Genomic DNA, 22,204 nt, shown 5'->3' on the forward strand with positions numbered 1-22,204 from the left:
AGAAAAGTCCGAGGAGCCCCGCCCGACAGCGCGTGCAGGGCAGGACCTCGGCGCGGAACCCGATCGCGGAGCGTGCTCAGACCACGCTGGTGCCGGGTGCGGCGGCGAACTCCTCGAGAGCGGCGATGACGTCATCCGACAGCTCGACCTGGCTCGCAGCCACGGCGTCGTCGATCTGGCCGGTGCGCGAGGCTCCGATGATCGCGGTCGTCACCACCGGGTCGCGCAGCACCCACGCGACGGCGAGCTGCGGGATCGACAGACCCGCTTCCTTCGCCACGCCGTCGATGCCGCGAATGCGCTCGAGGTAGCTGTCGGTGAGTGCCGATCCGTTGAGGAAATGGCTGTTCGCCGCGCGCGAGTCGGCGGGGACGTCGCCGTCGATGTACTTGCCGGTGAGCAGCCCTTGAGCGAGCGGAGAGAACACTGCGCTGCCGACCTTCAGCCCGCGCAGCGCCGGGAACAGCTCGGCCTCGGGAGTGCGGTCGAACAGCGAGTACCGGGGCTGGTGCAGCAGCAGTCTCACTCCCTGGTCTGCCAGCAGCTCATAGGCCTGACGCGCGAGCTCCGCCGGGTAGTTCGAGATGCCGACGTAGAGCGCCTTTCCGCTGCGCACGATGTCGACGAGCGCCGTCACCGTCTCCTCGAGCGGCGTCTCAGGATCGGGGCGATGCGAATAGAACACGTCGACGTAGTCGGTGTTCATGCGCTGCAGGCTCTGCTCGAGCGAGCGCGTGAGGTACTTGCGCGAGCCGCCGTCGCCGAACGGCCCCGGCCACATGTCGTAGCCCGCCTTGGTCGTGACGAACAGCTCGTCGCGGTAGCGCGCCAGGCCGCTGTCGAGCACCGCGCCGAACGTCGACTCGGCCGATCCGTACGGCGGACCGTAGTTGTTGGCGAGGTCGATGTGCACGACCCCGCGGTCGAACGCGTGCAGCACGATCTCGCGCTGACCGTCGAACGAGCGATCGCGTCCGAAGTTCTGCCAGAGGCCCAGCGACACCTTCGGCAGCTGGACGCCGCTCGCGCCCGCGCGCTGGAACGGCACGTCGGTGTAGCGGGTGGACGCGGCCTCGTAGGCGTGCGTCAGGCGGGGGTCATCAGCGGCGATGGGCATGAACGATGCTCCTCTGCAGGCGGGGGAAGGTCTCCAGGATAGCGTTTTCTGGCGGTCGACCGAGGGCATGGACTGCGGTCGCCGGCGCCATCCGGGATGCCTTCGTGGGACTCGGCTGATCGGCCCGCCTTCCCGATCGACCGACCGCTGTCAAGCACCCCCGCGAAGTCGACGGGCGGGGTAGCGTGGCGCAGAGACGGCGATCGCCGCATCCACCCCCGCTCTTCGCGGGAGACGAGAAGAGGTCCATGATGGGCAGGACCCCACCGTCGAAGCGCTCGGGCACGTCGAACTCCATCGTCGTGACCGGCGCACGTGTGCACAACCTTCGCGATGTCGACGTCGCGATCCCTCGTGACGCCCTCGTCGCCTTCACGGGCGTCTCGGGCTCAGGCAAGAGCTCGCTGGCGTTCGGCACGCTGTACGCCGAAGCCCAGCGTCGGTACTTCGAATCTGTGGCGCCCTATGCGCGGCGCCTGATGAGCCAGGTCGACATCCCCGACGTCGATGCCATCGAGGGGCTGCCCCCTGCTGTCGCCCTCCCCCAGCAGCGCACCGCCGGCAGCGCCCGGTCTACCGTCGGGAGCGCCACGTCGATCGGCAACGTCGTGCGCATGCTGTTCTCGCGAGTCGGCACCTACCCGCCCGGGGCGGAGCCGCTGTTCGCCGAGGACTTCTCCGCGAACACCGTGCAGGGCGCCTGCCCGCAGTGCCACGGGATCGGGCAGGTGTACGACGTGCCCGAGCACCTCATGGTCCCCGACGAGTCGCTGACGATCCGCGACCGAGCTCTCGACGCCTGGCCGCGGGCGTGGCATGGCAAGCAGCTCATCGACAGCCTGATCTCCCTCGGCTACGACATAGACATCCCGTGGCGCGATGTGCCCGAGGAACAGCGGCAGTGGGTGCTGTACACCGAGGAGTCCCCGCAGGTTCCGGTGTTCACCGACCGCGGTCCGGCGCAGGTGCGCAAGGCCGTCGCCGCCGGCATCGAACCGTCGTACATGAGCACGTTCGTCGGCGTGAAGCAGTACGTGCTCAACACCTTCGCCCACTCGAAGAGCGCGAAGATGCGCGAGAAGGCGGCGAGCTTCATGGTCAGCGTGCGCTGCCCGATGTGCCACGGACGCCGACTGAAGCCCGAAGCGCTCGCCGTGACGTTCGCCGGTCTCGACATCACAGAGATGGCCGCGCTGCCGCTGGCCGACCTCGAGGCTCTGCTCGAGACCGCCCTCGACACGTCCGACGGCGGTTCGGGCGCCGAATCCGACCGCGAGGCACTCTCACCCGAGAAGCAACTCGCGGCGCACCGGCTGGTCGACGAGCTGCGCGATCGGGTCTCGCCCATCATCGAGCTCGGTCTGGGCTATCTCTCGCTCGATCGTTCGACCCCCACACTCTCGTCGGGGGAGCTGCAGCGCATGCGGCTCGCGACCCAGGTGCTCTCGCAGCTGTTCGGGGTGATGTTCGTGCTCGACGAGCCGTCTGCCGGGCTGCATCCCGCCGACGGTGAAGCGCTCGTGCGCATCCTCCGCTCGCTCAGGGACTCGGGCAACACGGTCTTCTTCGTCGAGCACTCCCTCGACGTGATCCGGCATGCGGACTGGATCGTCGACATCGGCCCCGGCGCGGGAGCCACCGGCGGCGAGATCGTGTACTCCGGTCCGATCGACGGGCTCCGAGAGGCGGAGCACTCCCAGACCCGGCGCTACCTGTTCGCCGACGAGGTGCGCGCCGAACGGCCCTTGCCAGTTGCACCCACCCCTCGCGAGGGTGACGGCGAGCTCGTGCTCACCGATGTCTCAAGAAACAACCTCCGCAGCGTCTCGGTGTCGATCCCCCTCGGCTGCCTCACCGCCGTCACAGGCGTCTCCGGCTCGGGCAAATCCTCTCTCGTCACCCAGGCCCTGCCCGATCTGCTGCAGAGGAGCCTCTCCAGCCAGGTGGACAGCTCGACGCTCGACGCGTCGGGAGACGAGCAGGGCAGCACGACCGCGGATCCGCTGTTCTCCTCGCCGATGGCTGAGACGACCGGGCGCGCGTCCGGTCCCGCCGGCCGCGTGCGCCGCGTCGTCCAGGTCAGCCAGAAGCCGATCGGCCGGACGTCGCGATCCAACGTGGCGACATACACGGGGCTCTTCGACCGCGTCCGCGCTCTGTTCGCCGCGACGCCGGAAGCACGCCGGCGACGGTATGCCGCGAGCCGGTTCTCGTTCAACCTGGCGAGCGGACGATGCCCCACCTGCAAGGGCGAGGGGACGGTCGAGGTAGAGCTGCTCTTCCTCCCCACCGTCCACGCCCCCTGCAGCACGTGCGGCGGCACCCGCTACAACCCGGAGACCCTCGAGATCGAGCTCCACGGGCACACGATCGCCGACGTGCTCGCCCTGAGTGTGAACGACGCGCGGGTTCTCTTCGCCGACGATGCCGATGTCGCGCGACACCTCGATGCCCTCCTCGACGTGGGACTCGGGTATCTGCCGCTGGGCCAGTCGGCGACCGAGCTCTCCGGCGGCGAGGCGCAGCGCGTGAAGCTGGCCTCCGAGCTCCGGCGCGCCCAGCACGGCGACACCCTCTACCTGCTCGACGAGCCCACCTCGGGGCTGCATCCGTCCGACACCGATCGGCTGCTCGTCCATCTGCAGCATCTGGTCGACGCCGGCAACACGGTCGTGATGGTCGAGCACGACATGCGCGTGGTCGCGCAGGCCGACTGGGTGATCGACATGGGTCCCGGCGCCGGAGACCTCGGGGGGACGGTCGTGGCGCAGGGGACCCCGCGCTCCGTCGCCTCGGCAAGCGGCAGCACGACGGCGTCGTACCTTGCGACGGCCCTCGACGCGCAGAACTCAGAATAATCCTCTGACCAGGACATCTACTACGGGCCGGATCACCTGAGGCTGCACATCTCACACCGTCGGATCGGTGAAGTGAGGCGTTCGCTCCACAGACGTAACGTCGCGTGTGGTCGCCGGAAACGCTGCTCGTCCATGCTCGACTCAGCTGAGCATCCGTGCTCCCGTCCCGTGGAGGTCATGTGTCATACATCAAGCCCGCCGAGCTCGCCACCCGCATGGTCGACGCCGGCGCATACAAACTGCAGCTGTCCACTCGCGACACCCTCATCCGCGCCTTCATGGGCGCCGCCCTGCTGACGATCGCCGCGGCCTTCGCCGTCACGGTCTCGACGCAGACCGGTCAGCCGCTCTTGGGCGCAGTGCTCTTCCCGGTCGGGTTCGTGATGCTCTATCTGCTCGGGTACGACCTGCTCACCGGAGTCTTCACTCTCGGGCCGCTCGCGGTGCTCGACCGCCGCCCCGGAGCGACGTTCGGGTCGCTCATGCGCAACTGGGGCCTCGTCTTCCTCGGCAACTTCGGCGGCGCCTTCCTGGTGGCCATCCTGATGGCGATCTACTTCACCTACGGGTTCTCGACCGCGCCGAGCGCCGTCGGCGACGCGATCAGCGAGATCGGACACGGTCGCACGGTCGGGTACGCCGACCATGGCGCAGCCGGGATGCTGACTCTGTTCATCCGTGGCGTGCTCTGCAACTGGATGGTGTCGACGGGCGTCGTGCTGGCCATGGTCTCGGACAGCACGATCGGCAAGATCGTCGCGATGTGGCTGCCGATCATGCTGTTCTTCTACATGGGCTTCGAGCACTCCATCGTCAACATGTTCCTGTTCCCGTCCGGCCTGCTGATGGGCGCCGACTTCACGGTGTGGGACTACATCGTCTGGAACGAGCTGCCCACCGTCGTCGGCAACCTCGTCGGGGGTCTCGTGTTCGTCGGGCTCCCGATCTACTTCACGCACGGACGCCCGAAGGCTCGGAAGGCCCGCGAAGCACGCGCTGCTCTGCGCCGGGCGCGCTCCGTCGTGGCCGAAGCACCCGCCGACACCACCTCGGTGACCCACCAGGAGGCCGGCTCGGAGCTCGAGCCCTCGCGCGTCTGACACCGAGGAGAAGAGGGCGGATGCTGCGGCATCCGCCCTCTTCTCCTGCGCGCGCCGTGCCGGGCGCTTCGCAAACGTGTCAGGCGGAGCGGAATCGATCGATGATGACGTCCGCTATCCGTGCGTCGGCGCCGAGCGGCGCGGATACCCGATCCGCGCCGGACCTCTCCACGAGTCCGGCGAAGTATCCGGGAGCCAGGACGTGGCTCGCCGCGATCACCCGTGTCGCCCCGTCTCGCCGTGCTGCGGCGACGGCCTCCCCGATCTTCGGATCGATCGCCGAGGCGTATCCGATCGTGATCGGGGCGGGGATGAGGCGAGCGAGGTGCTCCGACGCCGCAGCGACATCGGCGACGGCTGCCGGATTGCTCGAACCGGCGGCAGCGAGCACGACGTGGTCGCCCGGGAGCCACATGCCCTCGACGGCCGCACGCAGTCGGGTGGCCAGCACCTGGGCGATCAGCGGGTGGGTGCCCAACGGCTCTCCCTGCCGGACGTTGTCGTGCGGCCGCACGGCGTCAGCGATGTCGACGGCCGTGTGGAAGCCGACCGACAGCAGCAGCGGCACCACGACGACGTCGTCGAGCACCCGCTCCTGATCGATCACATCGAGCACAGTGGGCTCCTGCACGTCGACGAACGCCTGCACGACCCGCGAGTCCGGTATCCGCTGCCGCACGAGGTCGACGAGCGCCTCGACCGTGCGCCGGCCCGCCGGTGAGTCCGTGCCGTGAGAGCAGGCGACGAGCGTGGTCATTCGGCGTCCTCCATGGTGAGCCGGTACCCGCGTTTCACGACTGTCTGGATGGCGGTCGCTCCACCGAGCGCCTCGCGGAGCCGCGCGACCGCCATCTCGACGGCATGCGCGTTCTCGCCGCCCCGCGGCAACACGAGCCCGAGCTGTTCCCTCGAGACCACCCGGCCCGCAGCATCGAAGAGTTCGCTGAGGATGCTGGCGCCGGCACGCGAGAGCGGCACGAAGCGCCCATCGAGCAGCACGCCGCGGCTGCGCATCTCCATGATGCCCGCAGCCGTTCGCCGCTGCGGGGCTGCTCCGGAGGCGTAGTGGTCGACGACGCAGCGAACCAGCGAACCGAGCCTTCCGCGCGTGGCGAGAGTGGTGTGCAGCCCAGCACTGCGCAATGGTGTCGCCGTGATAGGGCCGACGGCTGCGAGCAGCAGACGTCCCGCCTCCGCGCGTCGGCGGATCGCGTCGAGCGTGTCAGCGCGGATCGCGGCCCGGACCCACTCGGCTGCACCCGGCGCGGAGGTGAAGAGCACGGCGTCGACCTCGCCGGAGCCGGCCTGCACCACGGAACGGTGCACGATCTGCGGGTCGGGCGGCGGCCCCCAGCGGTAGACCGTGATGCTCACGACATCGGCGCCGAGGTCGGCGAGCAACGCGTCGAGTCCGTCGGCACCCGCACCGTGGTGCTGGATCGCGATGCGACGCCCGGCGACGCCTTCAGCCGTGAGGTACTCCCCCACCTCCGCCGAGGTCTCGGACTCCGCAACCCAGTCGGCTGCGAACCCCGCCTGCTGGATCGCGCCGTGCGCCTTCGGCCCCCGAGCGACGAACTGGGCATCTGTGAGCGCGGTCGACAGCTCTTCTGCCAGATCGTTCTCGTGCGCTGCGTCGATCCAGCCGCGGAACCCGACACCCGTCGTCACGATCACGATGTCCGGCGGATCCGCGATCAGATCACGGGTGCAGGCGAGCAGATCCTCATCGTCTTCGTTCGGGATGATGCTCAGCGCCGGCGCACGGTAGACCTGCCCCCCTCGGCGTTCGAGCGCGGTGACGAGGTCGCCCGCGCGCCTGTCTGCGGCCACGACGATCGTGCATCCGGCCAGAGCCGGCGAGAGGGGGGCACGGGTCGTCACGCCAGAGCAGCCCCGATGGTCGACGGCGAGGGCAGCAGCAGGCGCTCGCTCGCGACCTCGCCGATCACGATCACGGCGGGATTGCGGAGCCCGACGGCGAGGGCGTCGTCGACGGCACGTCCGAGGGTCGTGCGCGTCGTGCGCTGCTGCGGTGTGTGCCCGCTCTCCACGAATGCGACCGGACGGTCCTTCGGAATGCCGTGCGCGATCGCGGATTCCACCAGACGTCCGAGAGCTGCGACGCCCATCAGGACGACCGTCGTCACCGTCGCATCAGCCATGGCCCCCAACGTACCCGGCCCGAGCCCGCCCTGCCCGTTCACGACGTGGAAGGCGGCTGCCGTGCCGCGATGCGTGACCGGGATGCCGGCCGACTGCGGCACCGCGATCGCGCTCGTGATCCCCGGGGTGACGTCGACCGGGATACCTGCAACGAGGCACGCGAGCATCTCTTCGCCCCCGCGCCCGAAGACGAACGGGTCGCCGCCCTTGAGACGCACCACCCGCAGACCGGCAGCGGCGCGCTCGACGATGATCCGATTGATCTCCTCCTGCGGGACCGGGTGTCGCCCCGGCTGCTTGCCCACGTCGATCACCTCGACATCGGGGTCGAGTCCCTGCACGATCTCGGCTGCCGGTCCGAGTCGATCGGTGACGAGCACATCGGCCTCCGCGATCAGTCTCCGCGCGCGCACGGTCATCAGATCCGCGGGACCAGGACCGCCGCCGACCAGGTCGACCCGGCCGCTGCGCGCGCCCCGCCGGCGCCGGAGCGGCAGTCGGCCATCACCGACCAGAGCGATGATCGCATCGCGCACGGCCATGGAGCGGCGAGGATCCGCGCCGACGGTGCTGGTGACCGCGACCGTCACGTCGCCGACTTCCGCCTGGGCAGTCAACCTGGCCGATCCGTGTGCGCCGTCCGAGGCGTTGATGCAGAGGACCCGCTGCAGCTCGCACTGCTCGCCGACCGCGCGATCCACATGGGCGTCGCCGGTCGCGGTGTGCACCAGCCACGCGCCCGCGAGGTCCGCCGCGCGGAACTCCCGACCCTGCCAGGCGACTCCGTGACTCTCGACGAGCCGCAGAGTGTCGTCGTGCAGCGCCGGTGCGACGATCCGCACAGTCGCGCCCTCGGCGAGGAAGCGACGGAGCCGCTTCGCGGCCACCGCACCTCCTCCCACGAGCAGCACGTCGCGTCCCGTCAGATTGACACCCAGCATCACGGTCATCGCATCTCCTCGATGTCGAGCTCGACGTGGCCGTCGACGACGGTCACGCTCCACACCCGCAGCGAAGCGGGTTCCCTGCCCTGCGTCTCGAGGCATTCGCCCGTGCGCAGATCGAACACCTGCTTGTGCATCGGCGACGCAAGGGTCGCCGCCTCGCCCCGGCTGCCGACGATGCCGCGCGACATGACGTGCGCACCGCTGTACGGGTCGAGATTCGACACGGCGTGCACCGAGGCGTCCGCCAGCAGGAAGAGTGCGACCTGGACCGTCCCGAAGAGCGCAGCCCTGCCGCGCTCGATCTCCAGATCGCCGACGGCGCACACTCGAACCCGACTTCCGGTGGTGGTCACCGCCGCACCTCCAGCGTCGTGCCCGCGATCAACACCGACCGGTCGCTGCGCTCCTCCGCCGTGGCCGGGCGCACCTGGCCACGTTCCGGGACATAGGCGAGGGAGGGGTCGGGGGTGTCCGTGGCGTTCACGAACGACTCGAACCGCCGGAGCTTCACCGGGTCCCGCAGGGTCGCGGCCCATTCGTCCTCGTACCGATCGACGTGCACGGACATCGCCGTGTCGAGGTCATCGCAGATGCCGAGTTCGTCGTCGAAGATCACCGACCGCAGTCCGTCCAGCCCGCCGTCGAGCTCTGCGCACCACCCGGCGGTGCGCTGCAGACGATCCGCCGTGCGGATGTAGTACATGAAGAAGCGGTCGATCGCACGGATCAGCCCTTCGTCGTCGAGACCAGACGCGAGAAGCTCTGCGTGCCTCGGCGAGAACCCGCCGTTGCCGCCGACGTACATGTTCCAGCCCGTCTCGGTCGCGATCACCCCGACGTCCTTCGAACGAGCCTCCGCGCATTCTCGTGCGCACCCGGAGACGCCCACTTTGAGCTTGTGCGGCGCCCGCAGCCCGCGGTAGCGCAACTCCAGCCGCACCGCCATCCCCACCGCGTCCAGGACTCCGTACCGACACCAGGTCGAGCCGACGCATGACTTCACCGTTCGCAGCGCCTTGCCGTACGCCTGTCCCGACTCGAAGCCGGCGTCGACCAGTCGCTGCCAGATCTGCGGCAACTGCTCGAGACGGGCGCCGAACATGTCGATGCGCTGTCCGCCCGTGATCTTGGTGTAGAGGCCGTACGACTCGGCGATGTTGCCGATCGCGATGAGCCCCGCCGGCGTGACCTCGCCACCCGGCATCCTCGGCACCACCGAATAGGTGCCGTCCTTCTGCATGTTGGCCATCACGTGATCGTTGGTGTCCTGCAGCGAAGCGTTCTCACCGTCGAGGACATGCGCTCCGACCAGCACGGCCAGGATGCTGGCGAGCGCTGGCTTGCAGATGTCGCAGCCACGCCCGGTGCCGAAGCGCCCGATGATCGCGCTGAAAGTTGAGAGCTCCGACACTCGCACAGCGTCGAAGAGCTGCCGGCGTGACATCGCGAAGTGCTCGCACAATGCATCGGAGGTCGTCTGCCCGAGCTTGGTCATCTCCTGCCCGACGATCTTCTTCACGGCGAAGATGCACGATCCGCACGTGGCGCCCGCCTTGGTACATGCCTTCACTGCTGCGGCGTCCGTGCAACCCTCCGCATGGACGGCGTCGCGGATACGCCCGGCGGTCACATTCGAGCAGGAGCAGACGACCGCGTCGTCTGAGAGTTCGTTGTCGGGGAGGGCGGCACCGGCCTCGGGCAGCAGATAGGCGGCGGGGTCGGCACCCAGCGGCGCGCCCACCAGCGGGCGCAGGGACCCGTAGGCCGAGGCGTCGCCGACGAGAATGCCACCGAGCAGCGTCTTCGCGTCGTCGGAGAGGACGAGCTTCTTGTAGACGCCGCTCACCGGGTCGGTGTACACCACGTCGAGGGCATTCGGGGTGACGGCCATCGCGTCGCCGAAACTCGCGACGTCGACGCCCGAGAGCTTGAGCTTGGCCGATTCGTCGTACCCGGGGAACGTCGCGTCGCCCCCGAGCAGCCGGGTCGCCGCCACCTCTGCCATCGCGTACCCCGGGGCGACGAGCCCGACCGAGCGCCCGTCGTAGTTGGCGACCTCACCGATCGCGAGGATGTGCTCGTCGGCTGTGCGGCACCGGGAATCGATCAGCACACCGCCGGACGGATGCACATCGAGCTGAGCGAGCCTCGCGAGCGAATCCTGCGGACGAACGCCGACCGTGAAGATCACGATGTCGGTGTCGTGCATGGTGCCGTCCTGGAACTGCAGCGTCGCGACCGCCCCGGATGCATCCGGGTCCAGGCGTGTCGTCCGCGTCCCGGTTCGGACCGCGATCCCCTTCGATTCGATGAGGCGCCGGAGCACCGTTCCGCCCGCCAGGTCAAGCTGCGCGGACATGAGCCGGTCGGAGGACTGTACGACGGTGCATCCGACGTCGAGCCCCTGCAGCGCACCCGCTGCTTCGAGCCCGAGCAGACCACCGCCGATGACCGTGCCGCGAAGCGGGCGCCCGAGCTGCGCCTCTCGGCGTGCGACGAAATCACGGATCGCAGCGAGGTCGTCGATCGTCCGATACACGAAGCATCCGGGGAGTTTCGCCCCGTCGATCGCCGGCCGCAGTGCATACGAACCCGTCGCGAGCACGAGCGTGCCGTACGCATGGATCGCGCCTGACCGCGTGCGCACCGACCGCGCGCTGCGATCGATGCTCATGACCCGGTCGTCTCGGATGAAGCGCACTCGGTCGTCGGCGAGGACGCCGGCATCGAGCTCGAGGTCATCGGCGCTGGCACCCGCGAAGTATGAGGACAGCCCGACGCGGTCGTAGGGCGCTCGTGCTTCCTCACCGATCAGGGTGACGGAGCGCGTATCGCCCTCGGACCGGAGCAGACTCTCGACGAAACGATGCGCGACCATGCCTGCACCGACCACCACGACATCTGCCGATGTGCTGCTTCGAGCGATCACGAGCCCTCCTCTGTCCGTAGTCCGAACGTAGAGAAGCGGTGTTTCGCGGAGAGACGAGTCGCTGTTACGCCGAGCGAACGTTCTGCTCACATCCGGATAACGCCGATGTGAGACCGTCAGCGCCGCTGAGGCGTCGGGCACCGCGGTCATCGTCTTCGATCACATCGGCTACCGCCTGCAGAAGGCAAGAACTGATCACACGTTTGCTAGCCTCGTCGCCATGCGTCGACTCACCTCGGTTGTTCCTTTCGCCCTCCTGCCTCTCGCACTCTCGGCGTGCACGCCACAGATGGACGATGAGACGACGACGACGCTCAACGACTCAGCATGCTCGTGGGTCGACACGGTGGCGGAGCAGGCCAACGCGAGCATGATCTCCGCAGATCCGACGGCTCTGGCGACAGCCGGCGATCACCTCCGCGAAGGCATCTCGCTGCCCGACGGCGACCTGAAGAACGCCATCGCAGCCGCCGGAGATGCCGCGCCCGAACGTGAGACGCCGACCGTCATCCTTCCCGAGGACCTGACCGCGTTCAATGAGCATCTCGACAGCATCTCGTCGATCTGCGTCGATCTCGGTCAGAACGAGGTCTCGACCCGAGTGGAGTATCCCGATTCGCAGAGCACTGTCGAAGTTCTCGATGGCTCGTACGGCGGATAGACACAGACCCGAGAAACCGATCCTCATCGGGTGTTGGTACTGCGGAGACGAGGGGATTTGAACCCCTGGTCCCCGTGAGGGGACTCCACCTTAGCAGGGTGGTGCACTCGGCCGGACTATGCGACGTCTCCAGGCATCCGCTCCGTGAAGACCGGATGCACCTTGCAAGCATAACGGGTTACCGCGGCAGTCACGAATCGCCGTACCGACTCGTTGAGCGAGGCCCGCGAAGCGGCCCGAGACGAAACGTGGCAGGTTCCGCTGAAGGGGTCGTGACGTTTCGTCTCAGTCGACTTCGTCGTCTTCGCTCAACGACCGGGGGCTACTTCGTCGGCTTCGCTCAACGACCGGGGGCGGCTTCGGCGTCCGGCTCAACGACCGGGGATGCTCACCGAGCTCGACTCCCGCACGACGAGTTCGGGCTGGAACCGCACGCGACGGTCGTGTTCGACGCCGTCGAGCTCCTTCAGCAGCAGGTCGACGCCGGTCCAGCCGAGCAGCCTGGCCGGCTGACGCACCGAGCTCAGCGGCACGACGGTGGCGGAGGCGAAGTCGATGTCGTCGTATCCGACCATCGCGATGTCCTCGGGCACGCGGATGCCGGAGCCGAAGCTGAACGCCTGCAGCAGTCCGACGGCGAGCAGGTCGTTGGCGGCGAAGACGGCATCCGGGCGCGAGCCCTCGGGACGCGCCGCGATCTCTTCGCCTGCTGCCCTCCCCTGCAGAACCGTGAGCGCCGACTGCTCGAACACCTCGAGCGACGCATCGGGATGCGCCGCGACGGCGAGCCGCACTCCGCGAAGACGATCGGCGACCTGCTGCACCGACTGCGGTCCCCCGACGAAGGCCAGGCGGCGGCGCCCCGAAGACAGCAGGTGCTCGGCCGCGAGCCGGCCACCCTCGACGTCATCGACCGAGACCGAGGGCAGCACGCCCTCCTCCACCTCGCGGTCGACGAGGACCACCGGCATCCCTCCGGCGGCGAAACGGTGCACGGCGGTGAGGTCGTCCGTGGCCGGGGTGAGCAGCACTCCATTGACCCGCTGCTCCTGGAAGAGCTCGAGATGCGCCAGCTGGCGCTCGTCTCGTTCGTCGCTGTTGCCCAGCAGCACGGTCATGCCGGCATCCGCTGCTCGGTCTTCCGCTCCCCTGACCACTTCGGCGAAGAACGGGTTGCCGATGTCTGGCACAACGAGTCCGATGCTGCGACTGCGTCCGGCCCGAAGCTGCCTGGCCGCATCGTTGCGCACGAATCCGAGCTCCTGGATCACCCGCTGCACGCGCTCGACCGTCTTGGCCGACACTCGCTCCGGCTGATTGAGGACATTCGAGACGGTGCCGACCGAGACGCCGGCCGCAGCCGCGACGTCCTTCACTCCTACCGCCATGGCATGCCTCCGTCTGTCCGCGCGTGCGCCAACGACTACCTTCTCATTCCGCGCTGTGCACTCCGCGCCTGCGACGCGCGGGCACGGCGACGACGGCGAGCGCCGCACAGCCGATCCCCGCGATGAACAGCGGCGCGAGCGCCCAGGTCACGACCCCGGTGAAGATGGCCGCGGCGGCGATGTATGCGGCTCCCGCGACATCCGCTCGGATGGCCGCAGGCACCGTGCGCGCCGCCGCCTTCCACCCGAGCGACGGCGACCACGCACCTGCGGTGAAGAGGATCGCGACGGAGAGAACGAGCAGCCCCGCCCAGCCGACGACCGCGATGACCTCACCGCCGGGCAGCGCTCCCGACCCGGCGAGCACGACGTCGAGTGCGAGCACGCCCGCGATCAGCACGGCCGGAACGCCCACGATGAGCGACGGCAGGATGCCGGCACGCACGTCGTCCCAGAAGAGACCTGCCCGCGAGTCCTCCGCGGCGACGAATCGGCGCAGATGGCGGATGCCGGCGGCGAGCGCGATCGGCAGGGTGACGACGCCGAGGGCCACGACGGTCATCATCAGACCGATCGTGAGCACCTCGCCGAACAGACCGAACTTCGCGGTCGCTCCGGGGTTGACCCCCGGTTCGACGCCGGCGACCGTTGGGCCCGCGCCAGAACGCGCCTCACGCTTGGCCGCCCGGTGCTCCCGGCGTTCTGCGCTGATGACCGACATTCCTAGCCCTTCAATCCCTGCGTGGCCACGCCGTCGACGAGGAAGCGCTGGAAGACGACGAAGAACAGCAGCACGGGCACCAGGGCCACGAACGAGGCCGTGACCGTCGCGCCGTAGTCCGACGACGACGTCTGGTCGTTGTAGAGACGCAGCGCGATCGGCAGCGGGTAGTTCTCGGGGCTCGTCAGGTAGAGCAGCGGCCCGAGGAAGTCGTTCCACGCCCAGATGAACGAGAAGATCGCGCAGGTGATCAGCGCAGGCTTGATCAGCGGCAGGATGATCGCCCAGAAGATGCGGAAGTGACCTGCACCGTCGATGCGTGCCGCCTCGTCCATGTCACGCGGCATCTGGCGGATGAACTGCACGAGCAGGAACACGAAGAACGCCTCGGTGGCGAGGAACTTCGGCAGGATCAGCGGGATGAAGGTGTCGACCCAGCCGAGCTGATTGAAGATGATGTACTGCGGGATGATCACGACGTGGAACGGCAGCAGCAGCGTGCCGATCATCGCGGCGAACAGCACCGCGAGGCCCTTGAACTGCACCCGGGCGAACGCGTAGGCGGCGAGAGCCGACGAGAGCACGGTGCCGACCACGGCGGATGCCGCGAGGATCAGCGAGTTCAGGAAGAAGCGCCACATCGGCACTCCGGCGATGCCCTCCATGACCTTGCCGTAGTTGTCGATCGTCGGCGCCTGCGGGAACAGGCCGGGGTTCTGACCGAACTCGGAGTTCGGCTTGAACGTCGACAGGAACAGCCACAGCAGCGGGTAGAGCACCACCAGGGTGAGCGCGAAGAGGCCGATGAACCAGATGACGGTCTGCCACGTCTTGCGCTTCACGCGCCGACGGGGCGAAGGGGCGGATGCCGTGACGACGGCTTCTGTGACACTCATTTGTCGTCTCCCGAGTAGTGCACCCACGACCGCTGGGTGCGGAACAGGATGAAGGCGATGATCGCGACGACGACCAGCAGGACCCAGGCGATCGCCGCCGCATAGCCCATCTGCCCGTCGGAGAACCCGCGCTTGTACAGGTACACGGTGATGAAGTTCGTCATGCCGGCGGGTCCGCCGGTGCCGTTGGAGATGATGTAGGCCGAGGCGAACACCTGGAAGGCGCCGATCAGGCCGAGCAGCAGGTTGAAGAACATCACCGGAGAGAGCATCGGGATGGTGACGGCGCGGAAGCGACGGTAGGCGTTCGCCCCGTCCATCTCGGCCGCCTCATACAGCTCCTTGGGGATCTGCTTGAGACCGGCGAGGAAGATCACCATCGTGGCCCCGAACTGCCATACCGCAAGCAGGATCATCATCGGGAGGATGAGGCTCGGGTTTCCGATCCATCCGCCGAGATCGACGCCGAAGATCTGCAGGCCGCTGTCGACCGGACCGTCGGACGAGAACATCGCCCGCCATACGATCGCGACCGACACCGACCCGCCGATGAGCGACGGGGCGTAGAACGCCGAGCGGAAGAAGCCGGCGCCCTTGTCGCGGTAGTTGAGGAGCATCGCGACGCCGAGCGCCGCGGCCAGTGTGATCGGTGTTCCGATGAACACGTAGACGAGCGTGATCTGCGCCGACTGGATGAAGTTCGGGTCGCTCGTGAAGAGGCGGATGTAGTTGTCGAGCCCGATCCACTTGGGCGGCTGGAAGATGTTGTACTTCGTGAAGGAGAGGTACAGGGAGTAGACCATCGGCACAGCGGTCAGGCCGAAGAAGCCGATGAGCCAGGGGGTGAGGAACGCATACCCGGTCGCGGTCTCGCGGCGCAGACGTGCGCGCTGACCGGGCCGTGCCAGTTCCTTCTCGGGGCGTCGGCCGCTGCGCAGCGTTCGCCCTCGTCCGGACTTCTCGTCCGTGACGATCGTCCTCGTCGCCGTCGTGCTCATGACAGCTCCTTCCGAAGTGGGTGGGGTGCGGTGGGCCGGGTGGTCGTCACCCGGCCCACCGACGGAATCACTGGTTGAGGACGACGTCCATCTCGGCGAAGAACTGCTCCACGGCGTCATCGACGGTCGTGGTGCCGAAGTTCAGTTCGGTGCCCAGCACGCGAAACTTCTCCTCGAGCGTGCCGTATCCGACGATCGGCACGGGAGGTGCGTCGCCGAGGCGGTCGGCGATGGACTCCTCGTAGTCCTTGACCTGCTGGCTCAGCGGGTCGAGCTCTGCGGCTTCGAGCGCGGTCTCGGAGGCGGGCAGGCCGCGGTTGGTGCCGAAGATCTCGCCCGACTCGGGCGAGTTGACCAGGAAGTTGACGAGGGTCGCCGCAGCCTCGGGGTGCTCGGTCTTGGACGAGATCGTGTGCAGCATCGACGGCTTCAGGTAGAGGTCCTTCGCACCCTCCTCCGTCACCGGCGGGGCCACGAGGCCGAGTTCGGTGTAGCTCTCACCGAGGTTGGCGAGGTAGCCCGCACCGAAGTTGTCCCACGTGAGCTCGCTGGCGGTCTTCGCGGAGTCGAACGCACCGAGGGGGGTCAGCTCCTCGACGACCTGCTGGGGCACGCCGGCTCCGTCACGGATGTCGGCTCCGGACTCCCAGAACTCCTTGAGCCGCTCCTCGTCGAATCCGGGGGTGCCGTCCTCGTCGAAGAGGTTCTTGCCCTCGCTGCGCAGCTGCAGCTCGAGGTTCTGGATACGGCCCGAGAAGTCGGATCCGCCCCAGAACGCGCCGCCGCTCGCTTCGGTGACCTCGGAGACCCAGTCGGAGTAGTCGGCCCAGTCGCCGCCGGCGAACTCCTCGACGCCTGCCGTCTCGAGCAGCGCCGGGTTCGTGAAGAGGCCCCACGCGTTGGTGGAGGTCGCGATGCCGTAGGTCGTGTCGTCGACCACGCCGATGCTGAGGATGTTCTCGGGCAGCGGGTCGGTCTCGATGACGGATCCGAGATAGGGCTCGAGGTCGAGCAGCAGGCCGTTCTCGGAGTACTGGCGCAGGTACGAGTAGTCGAACTGCATGACATCGGGGAGTCCGCCACCGGCGGCCTCGGTCTGACGCTTCTCCCAGAACTCCGGGAATCCGAGGAACGTCGCGTTGACCGTGATGTTCGGGTACTCCTCGTTGAACGCCTCGATCGCCTGGTTGTAGAGATCGGCGCGGACGTCGTTGCCCCAGAACGCGAGGTCGAGGGTGACCTTCTCGTCGGGGTCGTAGGTGGGTTCGCCCTCAGGGCTGCCGCCGCTGGCGCAGCCGGCGAGTACCAGCGCTGCGCTGGTGGCGACGGCCGCTGCGGCCGCCAGACGCTTCTTGCTGAACATCGTTGTCCTCTCTGGTGAACGTCCTCGTTCGGCAATGCCGCGGAACGTCTGTGTCCATGTGGTGCGGGGGGCGATCTCCGAAGTGCGGGGAAAACGCTTACCTGCACGCTAATCCAGATTGAAACGTTTCGCAACCGGCAATTCGCGGCGGGAATTACATCGATTACCGCGGGAACTTCGATCCTCTCACGACCAGGTTCTCCGCCTCGACGTCGAGGCGCACCCGAAAGACAGCCGCCCGTCTCTGCTCCCCCGTGGCCGCGTGCACCGGAGCCCCCTCCGCCGCACCGAAGAAGTAGAACCACAGGTCGTCGCCGTCGCGCACGTGCGCCCCGTGATTGCCATGGCCCCCTGCCCGCAGATCCGCGAGGATCACGGCATCGCCGTCGCCCTGACGCTCCCAGTCGATGCCGTCGCGGGAGCGATAGACGCCCATCCCCCGCCACTCGTCGACGATCAGCCACCAGAACCCGCCGAGCTCGAACGCCGTCGGCCCCTCGTGCGGCCTCCCGCCGATCGCCACGCCGTCGAGACTCCAGACATCGAGATCACGCGATGAGGCGACCATGGTGACCGAGTCCGCCGCCTCGTCCTTGTACCAGAGACGCCACAGCCCGTCGGGTGTGCGCGCCACGGCCGCATCGATCACGCGATCGCTGCTCAGCGCGAGCGGGCCGCGCCTCGACCAGTGGCGGAGATCGTCCGAGACGTACTCGACGATCGAGCGCACGAACCCGGGCCAGCGGTCGGGGATGCCGTCGATCTCGGTGAGATACATGCGCCACCTCTCGCCGTCCCACACGACCTCGGGGGCCCAGTGGGTGCGATCGACCTCAGCGGGCGGTGGGCCGGACTCGAGGACGAGATCGGATGCCGCGGGTTCGAGCGTTCCGTCGTAGCGCCAGTCCACTCCGTCGCGAGACGTCGCGACGCCGATCCGGCTTCCGTGGATCCATGACACGCCCGGCCCCGGGTCCGCGACGCTCGCGCGGCGCTGTGTGTAGAACATCCACCACAGTCCGTCGGCGTCGATCACGACCCTCGGATCGGTCGCGCCGTCGTAGACGGGGTCGCGGTAGAGCTCTCTCATCGGCGCAGATCGGTGACCGGGCTCGCGAAGCCGGCGCGGTGGGTCGGGTGCGCGGCCAGGATCTCCGGAGTGATCACGGCGCCGTCAGCCGCGGCCGAGGCGTAGATCCCCGCCACGATCTCGAGCGAACGGGCCGGCGCATCCGCGGTCGCCGGAAGCGGGCCGCCGTCGAGCAGGGCGTCGAACACATCACGCAGCAGCGGCTCGTGGTCGCTGCGCTCCTCGGCATCCGGGAACTGCCATCCCTCGGCCTCCGCTTCGAAGCCCGGAGCCGGGGTGATCCGCCAGTTCTCGTGGCCGTGCCCATAGACGTGATCGACCGTGATCGTGGCCTTCTGCGTGTCGATGCGGATCGAGCTCGCCTCTCGGGGCGACACCGCACTCGTGATGAGCTGAGCGACCACGCCCTGCTCGAAGACGATCGTCGCGGTCGAGACGTCCTCGGTCTCGGTCTCGCGGTCGAGCCGCCAGAGCCTGCCCTGCACCGACGACCAGTCGCCCAGCAGGTGCGCGAGCAGGTCGATCTGATGGATGCCGTGCCCGAGCGTCGTGCCACCGCCCTCGGTCTGCCACTTGCCGCGCCACGGCACGGCGAAGTAGTCGGCGTCGCGGAACCAGAGCGTCTGGCACACGGCCACCAGCGGGCGGCCGAGCGCACCGCTCTGCAGCAGCGAGCGCACGTGCGCCGCGGCCGTTCCGGTGCGCTGCTGGAAGACGACCGCGAGCTGTCTTCCCGCGGCCTCGGCCCCGGCCCGCATGTCGTCGAGCTCGTCGAGCGACGGCGCCGGCGGCTTCTCGACGACCACGTGTGCGCCGGCGGCGAAGGTGGCGAGCGACTGCGACCGGTGCGGCCCCGGCGGCGTGCAGATGAGCACGACGTCAGGATGCTCGGCTGCGAGCATCTCGTCGAGGTCGCCGTAGGCGGCGGCGATGCCGTATCTCTCGGCGAACTCCTGGGCCTTCTCCGGGCTGAGATCGGCGACCGCGACGAGCTCTGCGCGCGGGTACGCAGCGACGGCGCGCGCGTGCGCGTTCGCCACGGCTCCGGTGCCCACCAGGGCAGCGCGAAGTGTCTTGACAGAAGTCATCGGTCCTCCTCAGGACGGTGAGTCGGGGTCATCTCATGCCGTTCTGCACCAGGTGCAACCGAGCGTATCGCCCGTCTGCGGCGAGCAGATCGTCGTGCGATCCCTGCTCGACGATGCGTCCACGCTCGAGCACGACGATGCGATCGGCCTGCCTGATCGTCGACAGCCGGTGCGCGACGACGAGAGTGGTGCGCCCCCGCATCAGCCGCTCGAGCGCCTCTTTCACGAGGCTCTCCGATTCGGGGTCGAGTGCACTGGTCGCCTCGTCGAGCAGCAGGATCCGCGGGTCGCGGACGAGCGCGCGGGCGATGGCGAGGCGCTGACGCTGACCACCCGAGAGGCGCGCGCCTCGCTCGCCGACCACGGTGTGCCACCCCTGCGGCTGCTCGCTCACGAACTCCCACGCGTTGGCGTCTCGCAGGGCCTGTTCGACACGTGCGGGCGTGACATCGGGCATGCCGTAGGCGATGTTGTCGAACACCGACCCCTCGAACAGCACGGACTCCTGCGGCACCACCGAGATCGACCGACGCACGGTGCGCAGGTCGAGCTCCTGCATGTCGGCTCCGTCGAGCACGATGCGGCCGCTCGTGGGCCTGACGAACCCCAGCACGAGGTTCAGGAGCGTCGATTTGCCCGATCCCGACGAACCGACGAACGCGACGGTCTCGCCGGGCGCGATGCGCAGATCGATCTCGAACAGGGCGTCCTCGTCGGCATCCGAGTAGCGATGCGTCGCCGAGTCGAGCACGATCTCGCCGGCGACCGCCGAGACGACGCGCTTGCCGGAGTTCTGCTCGACATCGGGCTCCTGCAGGACTTCGGCGATCGAGCGCACCGACTCGAGCCCGCGGGCGCCGACCGGGATGAGCATCAGCAGCTGGGTGAGCCCGCCGGTCAACAGGGTGAAGTAGCTCGAGAGCATCACGACCTCGCCGGGGGTGATCGGCAGGAAGCCGGTGAGGGCACACACGGCGGCGAGCATGAGGCAGGCGACACCGAGCAGCTGCATCGCGACCCACGAGATCGACGCCACTCTGCCGTTCAGCAGGTCGAGGTCGAGGCCGGCCCTGCGCACTCCGTCTGCACCGCCTGCGACACGGCTGATCGCCGTCTCCTCGAGTCCGTGAGCGCGCGTCACCGGAATCAGCGACGCCATCTCCCCGACGCGGGCCGACAGCGTCTCGATCTCGCGTCGGAAGACCTCGTTGCGGCGCTGCGAACGATTGCGCATGCCGTAGCGGATGCCGATCGCGATGGGCACGGCGAGGGCGTAGACGGGCAGGAACTGCGGCACGGTGATCGCCGTCATCCCGAGCGCTCCGAGCATCACCATGGTCGACGACAGCAGCGGATGCGTGACCTGCTGCAGCATCAGCTCGACGTTCTCGACGTCGCGCACGACCTTCGTCTGCACGATCGACGAGCTCATCCGCGTGTGATACCCGATCGAGAGACTCTGCAGCCGCGCGGTGAGGGCGTTGCGCAGGTCGGCGCCGAGGTCGCGCACGACGGTCATGAAGTTGCGCGTGTAGATGATGTGGTTGGGATAGTTCTGCAGCAGAAGCACCGCGGCGAGCGCGAACCACCACAGCACCTCGGTCACATCGCCGTCGCTCGCCACCACATCGATGATCGCCGCGGTGATCACCGGCAGGAACCAGAGCGGGATCTCCTTGATCGCGAAAGCGGTGATCGCGAAGGTCAGTCGCCAGGGGCGGCGGGCGACGAGGCGCAGCACAGAGCGCGTCGGATGCTGACCGTCGATGAGCGCGGCCGGGTGGGAAAGCGCTTTCTGTGCCATGGTCCTATCGTAGAGTCACCGCACCCTTCACGGAAGCGCGACCACCCGAATCGGCAGGAGCACACATGACCTTCGACGCAGCATTCGACTGGGCGCGCCGTCACGTGCAGGCGGAGCGCCTGCCGACCGCCGTGGTCGGCATGGCCACCGCAGACGGGATCGTCGACCTCGAAGGGTTCGGAGCCGCGACCGATGCCGTGTACCCGCTGTTCTCGATCACGAAGGTGCTCACGGGCATCACCGCGACCAGGGCCATCGAGCGAGGTCTGCTCACCCCGAACACCCCCCTCACAGAGGCACTGCCCGACTTCGGGTCGTCTCGCGATGACATCGTGCGGCTCTGGCATCTCGCGTCGCACACCTCCGGGATCTCCGAGCCCGCCCTCGACACCCCGCTTCCGCTCCGTCACGAACTGCTCAGCCAGGGCCGGGACTTCGCGGCGGGCACCGCGTCTCGATACTCCACGCTGGCCTTCGAAGGCATCGCCGCGCTGATCGAGCACGCGACCGACACGACGTGGGATGCCGGCACCTTCGAGTGGGCGCAGAGCATCGGCGCGATCGGCCTGACCCTCGACACCGCACAGTCGGTCGGCGTGCCGGATGCGGCGGCCGGCGGGCTCGACCTCGACCGGTTCCATGCCACGCGAGCACCCGGCGCAGGGCTGCTGGGGCGCGCCGAGGATCTGCTGCACCTCGGCACCGAGCTGCTGCGCATCACTCAGGGCCGAAAGGACGGCATCCTGTCTCCGGCCGGCCTCGCGATGATGCGGCGCCCACTGACGGGAGACATCCCGCGCCTCGATCCATACCCCGACGAGCGGGGCCAGGACTGGGGCTTCACGTTCAATCTGCGCTCCCGGGCACCCGGACTCGTCGACCGCGACGTCTTCGGTCACGGCGGGTGGGCCGGCACCGAGTTCTGGGTGCATCCGAACGCGGGGGTGGCCTGGGTGCTGCTCACCAACGCCGCAGTCCGGCCCGGCGTCGACGCCGACGAGCTCGACAACGCCGTGGTCAGCGCTCTCTAGCGCACCCCGACCACCCGACACGCGGCACGCCACGACTCGCGCCGCCT

General features: G+C 68.4%; 18 protein-coding genes and 1 tRNA gene. 4 read left to right on the top strand and 15 right to left on the bottom strand.

The features are described 5' to 3' along the window. Window positions 1–76: 76 nt before the first annotated feature. Window positions 77–1,117, bottom strand: a complete 1,041-nt coding sequence (locus ACLKOY_RS08265) for an aldo/keto reductase (RefSeq protein ID WP_436453194.1) — start codon at window positions 1,115–1,117, stop codon at window positions 77–79. A 248-nt stretch (window positions 1,118–1,365) separates the two neighbouring features. Between ACLKOY_RS08265 and ACLKOY_RS08270 the strand changes: the two genes are divergently transcribed. After that, window positions 1,366–3,975, top strand: a complete 2,610-nt coding sequence (locus ACLKOY_RS08270; RefSeq protein WP_436453195.1) for an excinuclease ABC subunit A — start codon at window positions 1,366–1,368, stop codon at window positions 3,973–3,975. A gap of 179 nt (window positions 3,976–4,154) precedes the next feature. Further along, entirely contained in the window at window positions 4,155–5,075 is a 921-nt protein-coding gene (locus tag ACLKOY_RS08275) for a formate/nitrite transporter family protein (RefSeq protein ID WP_436453196.1), read from the top strand. Between the two features lie 79 nt (window positions 5,076–5,154). Here ACLKOY_RS08275 and ACLKOY_RS08280 read toward each other — a convergent pair whose 3' ends face one another. From ACLKOY_RS08280 to nirB, 5 genes are read right to left on the bottom strand one after another with little or no spacing between them, the layout of a single operon-like run. Further along, window positions 5,155–5,832, bottom strand: a complete 678-nt coding sequence (locus tag ACLKOY_RS08280; RefSeq protein WP_436453197.1) for a sirohydrochlorin chelatase — start codon at window positions 5,830–5,832, stop codon at window positions 5,155–5,157. Beyond that, window positions 5,829–6,959 (bottom strand): uroporphyrinogen-III synthase, encoded by a 1,131-nt coding sequence (locus ACLKOY_RS08285; protein WP_436453198.1) that lies wholly within the window; start codon window positions 6,957–6,959, stop codon window positions 5,829–5,831. Before ACLKOY_RS08285 ends, ACLKOY_RS08280 begins: the two co-directional genes overlap by 4 nt. Continuing rightward, window positions 6,956–8,191, bottom strand: a complete 1,236-nt coding sequence (cobA, locus tag ACLKOY_RS08290) for a uroporphyrinogen-III C-methyltransferase (protein WP_436453199.1) — start codon at window positions 8,189–8,191, stop codon at window positions 6,956–6,958. The genes ACLKOY_RS08285 and cobA overlap by 4 nt, the downstream gene beginning before the upstream one ends. Further along, entirely contained in the window at window positions 8,188–8,541 is a 354-nt protein-coding gene (nirD, locus tag ACLKOY_RS08295; RefSeq protein WP_436453200.1) for a nitrite reductase small subunit NirD, read from the bottom strand. The genes cobA and nirD overlap by 4 nt, the downstream gene beginning before the upstream one ends. After that, on the bottom strand, window positions 8,538–11,117 hold the full coding sequence (nirB, locus tag ACLKOY_RS08300) for a nitrite reductase large subunit NirB (protein ID WP_436453201.1): 2,580 nt from the start codon (window positions 11,115–11,117) through the stop codon (window positions 8,538–8,540). The genes nirD and nirB overlap by 4 nt, the downstream gene beginning before the upstream one ends. Before the next feature lie 220 nt (window positions 11,118–11,337). Between nirB and ACLKOY_RS08305 the strand changes: the two genes are divergently transcribed. Further along, window positions 11,338–11,778: a hypothetical protein gene (locus ACLKOY_RS08305; RefSeq protein ID WP_436453202.1), complete on the top strand. Its 441-nt coding sequence runs from the start codon at window positions 11,338–11,340 to the stop codon at window positions 11,776–11,778. Between the two features lie 42 nt (window positions 11,779–11,820). On the opposite strand, the gene ACLKOY_RS08310 is transcribed toward ACLKOY_RS08305, so the two are convergent. The 9 genes from ACLKOY_RS08310 to ACLKOY_RS08350 all read right to left on the bottom strand — a co-directional run bounded on the left by ACLKOY_RS08310 (window position 11,821) and on the right by ACLKOY_RS08350 (window position 21,126). Beyond that, window positions 11,821–11,909: transfer RNA gene (locus tag ACLKOY_RS08310), tRNA-Ser, on the bottom strand. A 240-nt stretch (window positions 11,910–12,149) separates the two neighbouring features. Further along, on the bottom strand, window positions 12,150–13,166 hold the full coding sequence (locus tag ACLKOY_RS08315; protein WP_436453203.1) for a LacI family DNA-binding transcriptional regulator: 1,017 nt from the start codon (window positions 13,164–13,166) through the stop codon (window positions 12,150–12,152). A gap of 43 nt (window positions 13,167–13,209) precedes the next feature. Further along, a complete protein-coding gene (locus ACLKOY_RS08320) occupies window positions 13,210–13,887 on the bottom strand; it encodes a hypothetical protein (protein ID WP_436453204.1) in 678 nt (225 codons plus the stop codon). Window positions 13,888–13,889: 2 nt separating this feature from the next. After that, the gene (locus ACLKOY_RS08325) at window positions 13,890–14,783 is read right to left on the bottom strand and encodes a carbohydrate ABC transporter permease (protein WP_436453205.1); all 894 of its coding nucleotides are present in this window, start codon (window positions 14,781–14,783) and stop codon (window positions 13,890–13,892) included. Then, on the bottom strand, window positions 14,780–15,781 hold the full coding sequence (locus ACLKOY_RS08330; RefSeq protein ID WP_436453206.1) for a carbohydrate ABC transporter permease: 1,002 nt from the start codon (window positions 15,779–15,781) through the stop codon (window positions 14,780–14,782). Before ACLKOY_RS08330 ends, ACLKOY_RS08325 begins: the two co-directional genes overlap by 4 nt. A gap of 67 nt (window positions 15,782–15,848) precedes the next feature. Further along, on the bottom strand, window positions 15,849–17,144 hold the full coding sequence (locus ACLKOY_RS08335; RefSeq protein WP_436453207.1) for an ABC transporter substrate-binding protein: 1,296 nt from the start codon (window positions 17,142–17,144) through the stop codon (window positions 15,849–15,851). A gap of 163 nt (window positions 17,145–17,307) precedes the next feature. Further along, a complete protein-coding gene (locus ACLKOY_RS08340; protein ID WP_436453208.1) occupies window positions 17,308–18,234 on the bottom strand; it encodes a family 43 glycosylhydrolase in 927 nt (308 codons plus the stop codon). Then, the gene (locus ACLKOY_RS08345) at window positions 18,231–19,322 is read right to left on the bottom strand and encodes a Gfo/Idh/MocA family protein (RefSeq protein ID WP_436453209.1); all 1,092 of its coding nucleotides are present in this window, start codon (window positions 19,320–19,322) and stop codon (window positions 18,231–18,233) included. The genes ACLKOY_RS08340 and ACLKOY_RS08345 overlap by 4 nt, the downstream gene beginning before the upstream one ends. Window positions 19,323–19,350: 28 nt before the next feature. After that, entirely contained in the window at window positions 19,351–21,126 is a 1,776-nt protein-coding gene (locus ACLKOY_RS08350; RefSeq protein WP_436453210.1) for an ABC transporter ATP-binding protein, read from the bottom strand. 65 nt (window positions 21,127–21,191) lie between these two features. On the opposite strand from ACLKOY_RS08350, the gene ACLKOY_RS08355 reads away from it, so the two are divergent. Continuing rightward, window positions 21,192–22,157, top strand: a complete 966-nt coding sequence (locus ACLKOY_RS08355; protein WP_436453211.1) for a serine hydrolase domain-containing protein — start codon at window positions 21,192–21,194, stop codon at window positions 22,155–22,157. Window positions 22,158–22,204: the final 47 nt, after the last annotated feature.

Origin of the sequence: Microbacterium sp. K2 (assembly GCF_051365005.1) — a bacterium.
GTDB lineage: Bacteria > Actinomycetota > Actinomycetes > Actinomycetales > Microbacteriaceae > Microbacterium > Microbacterium foliorum_B.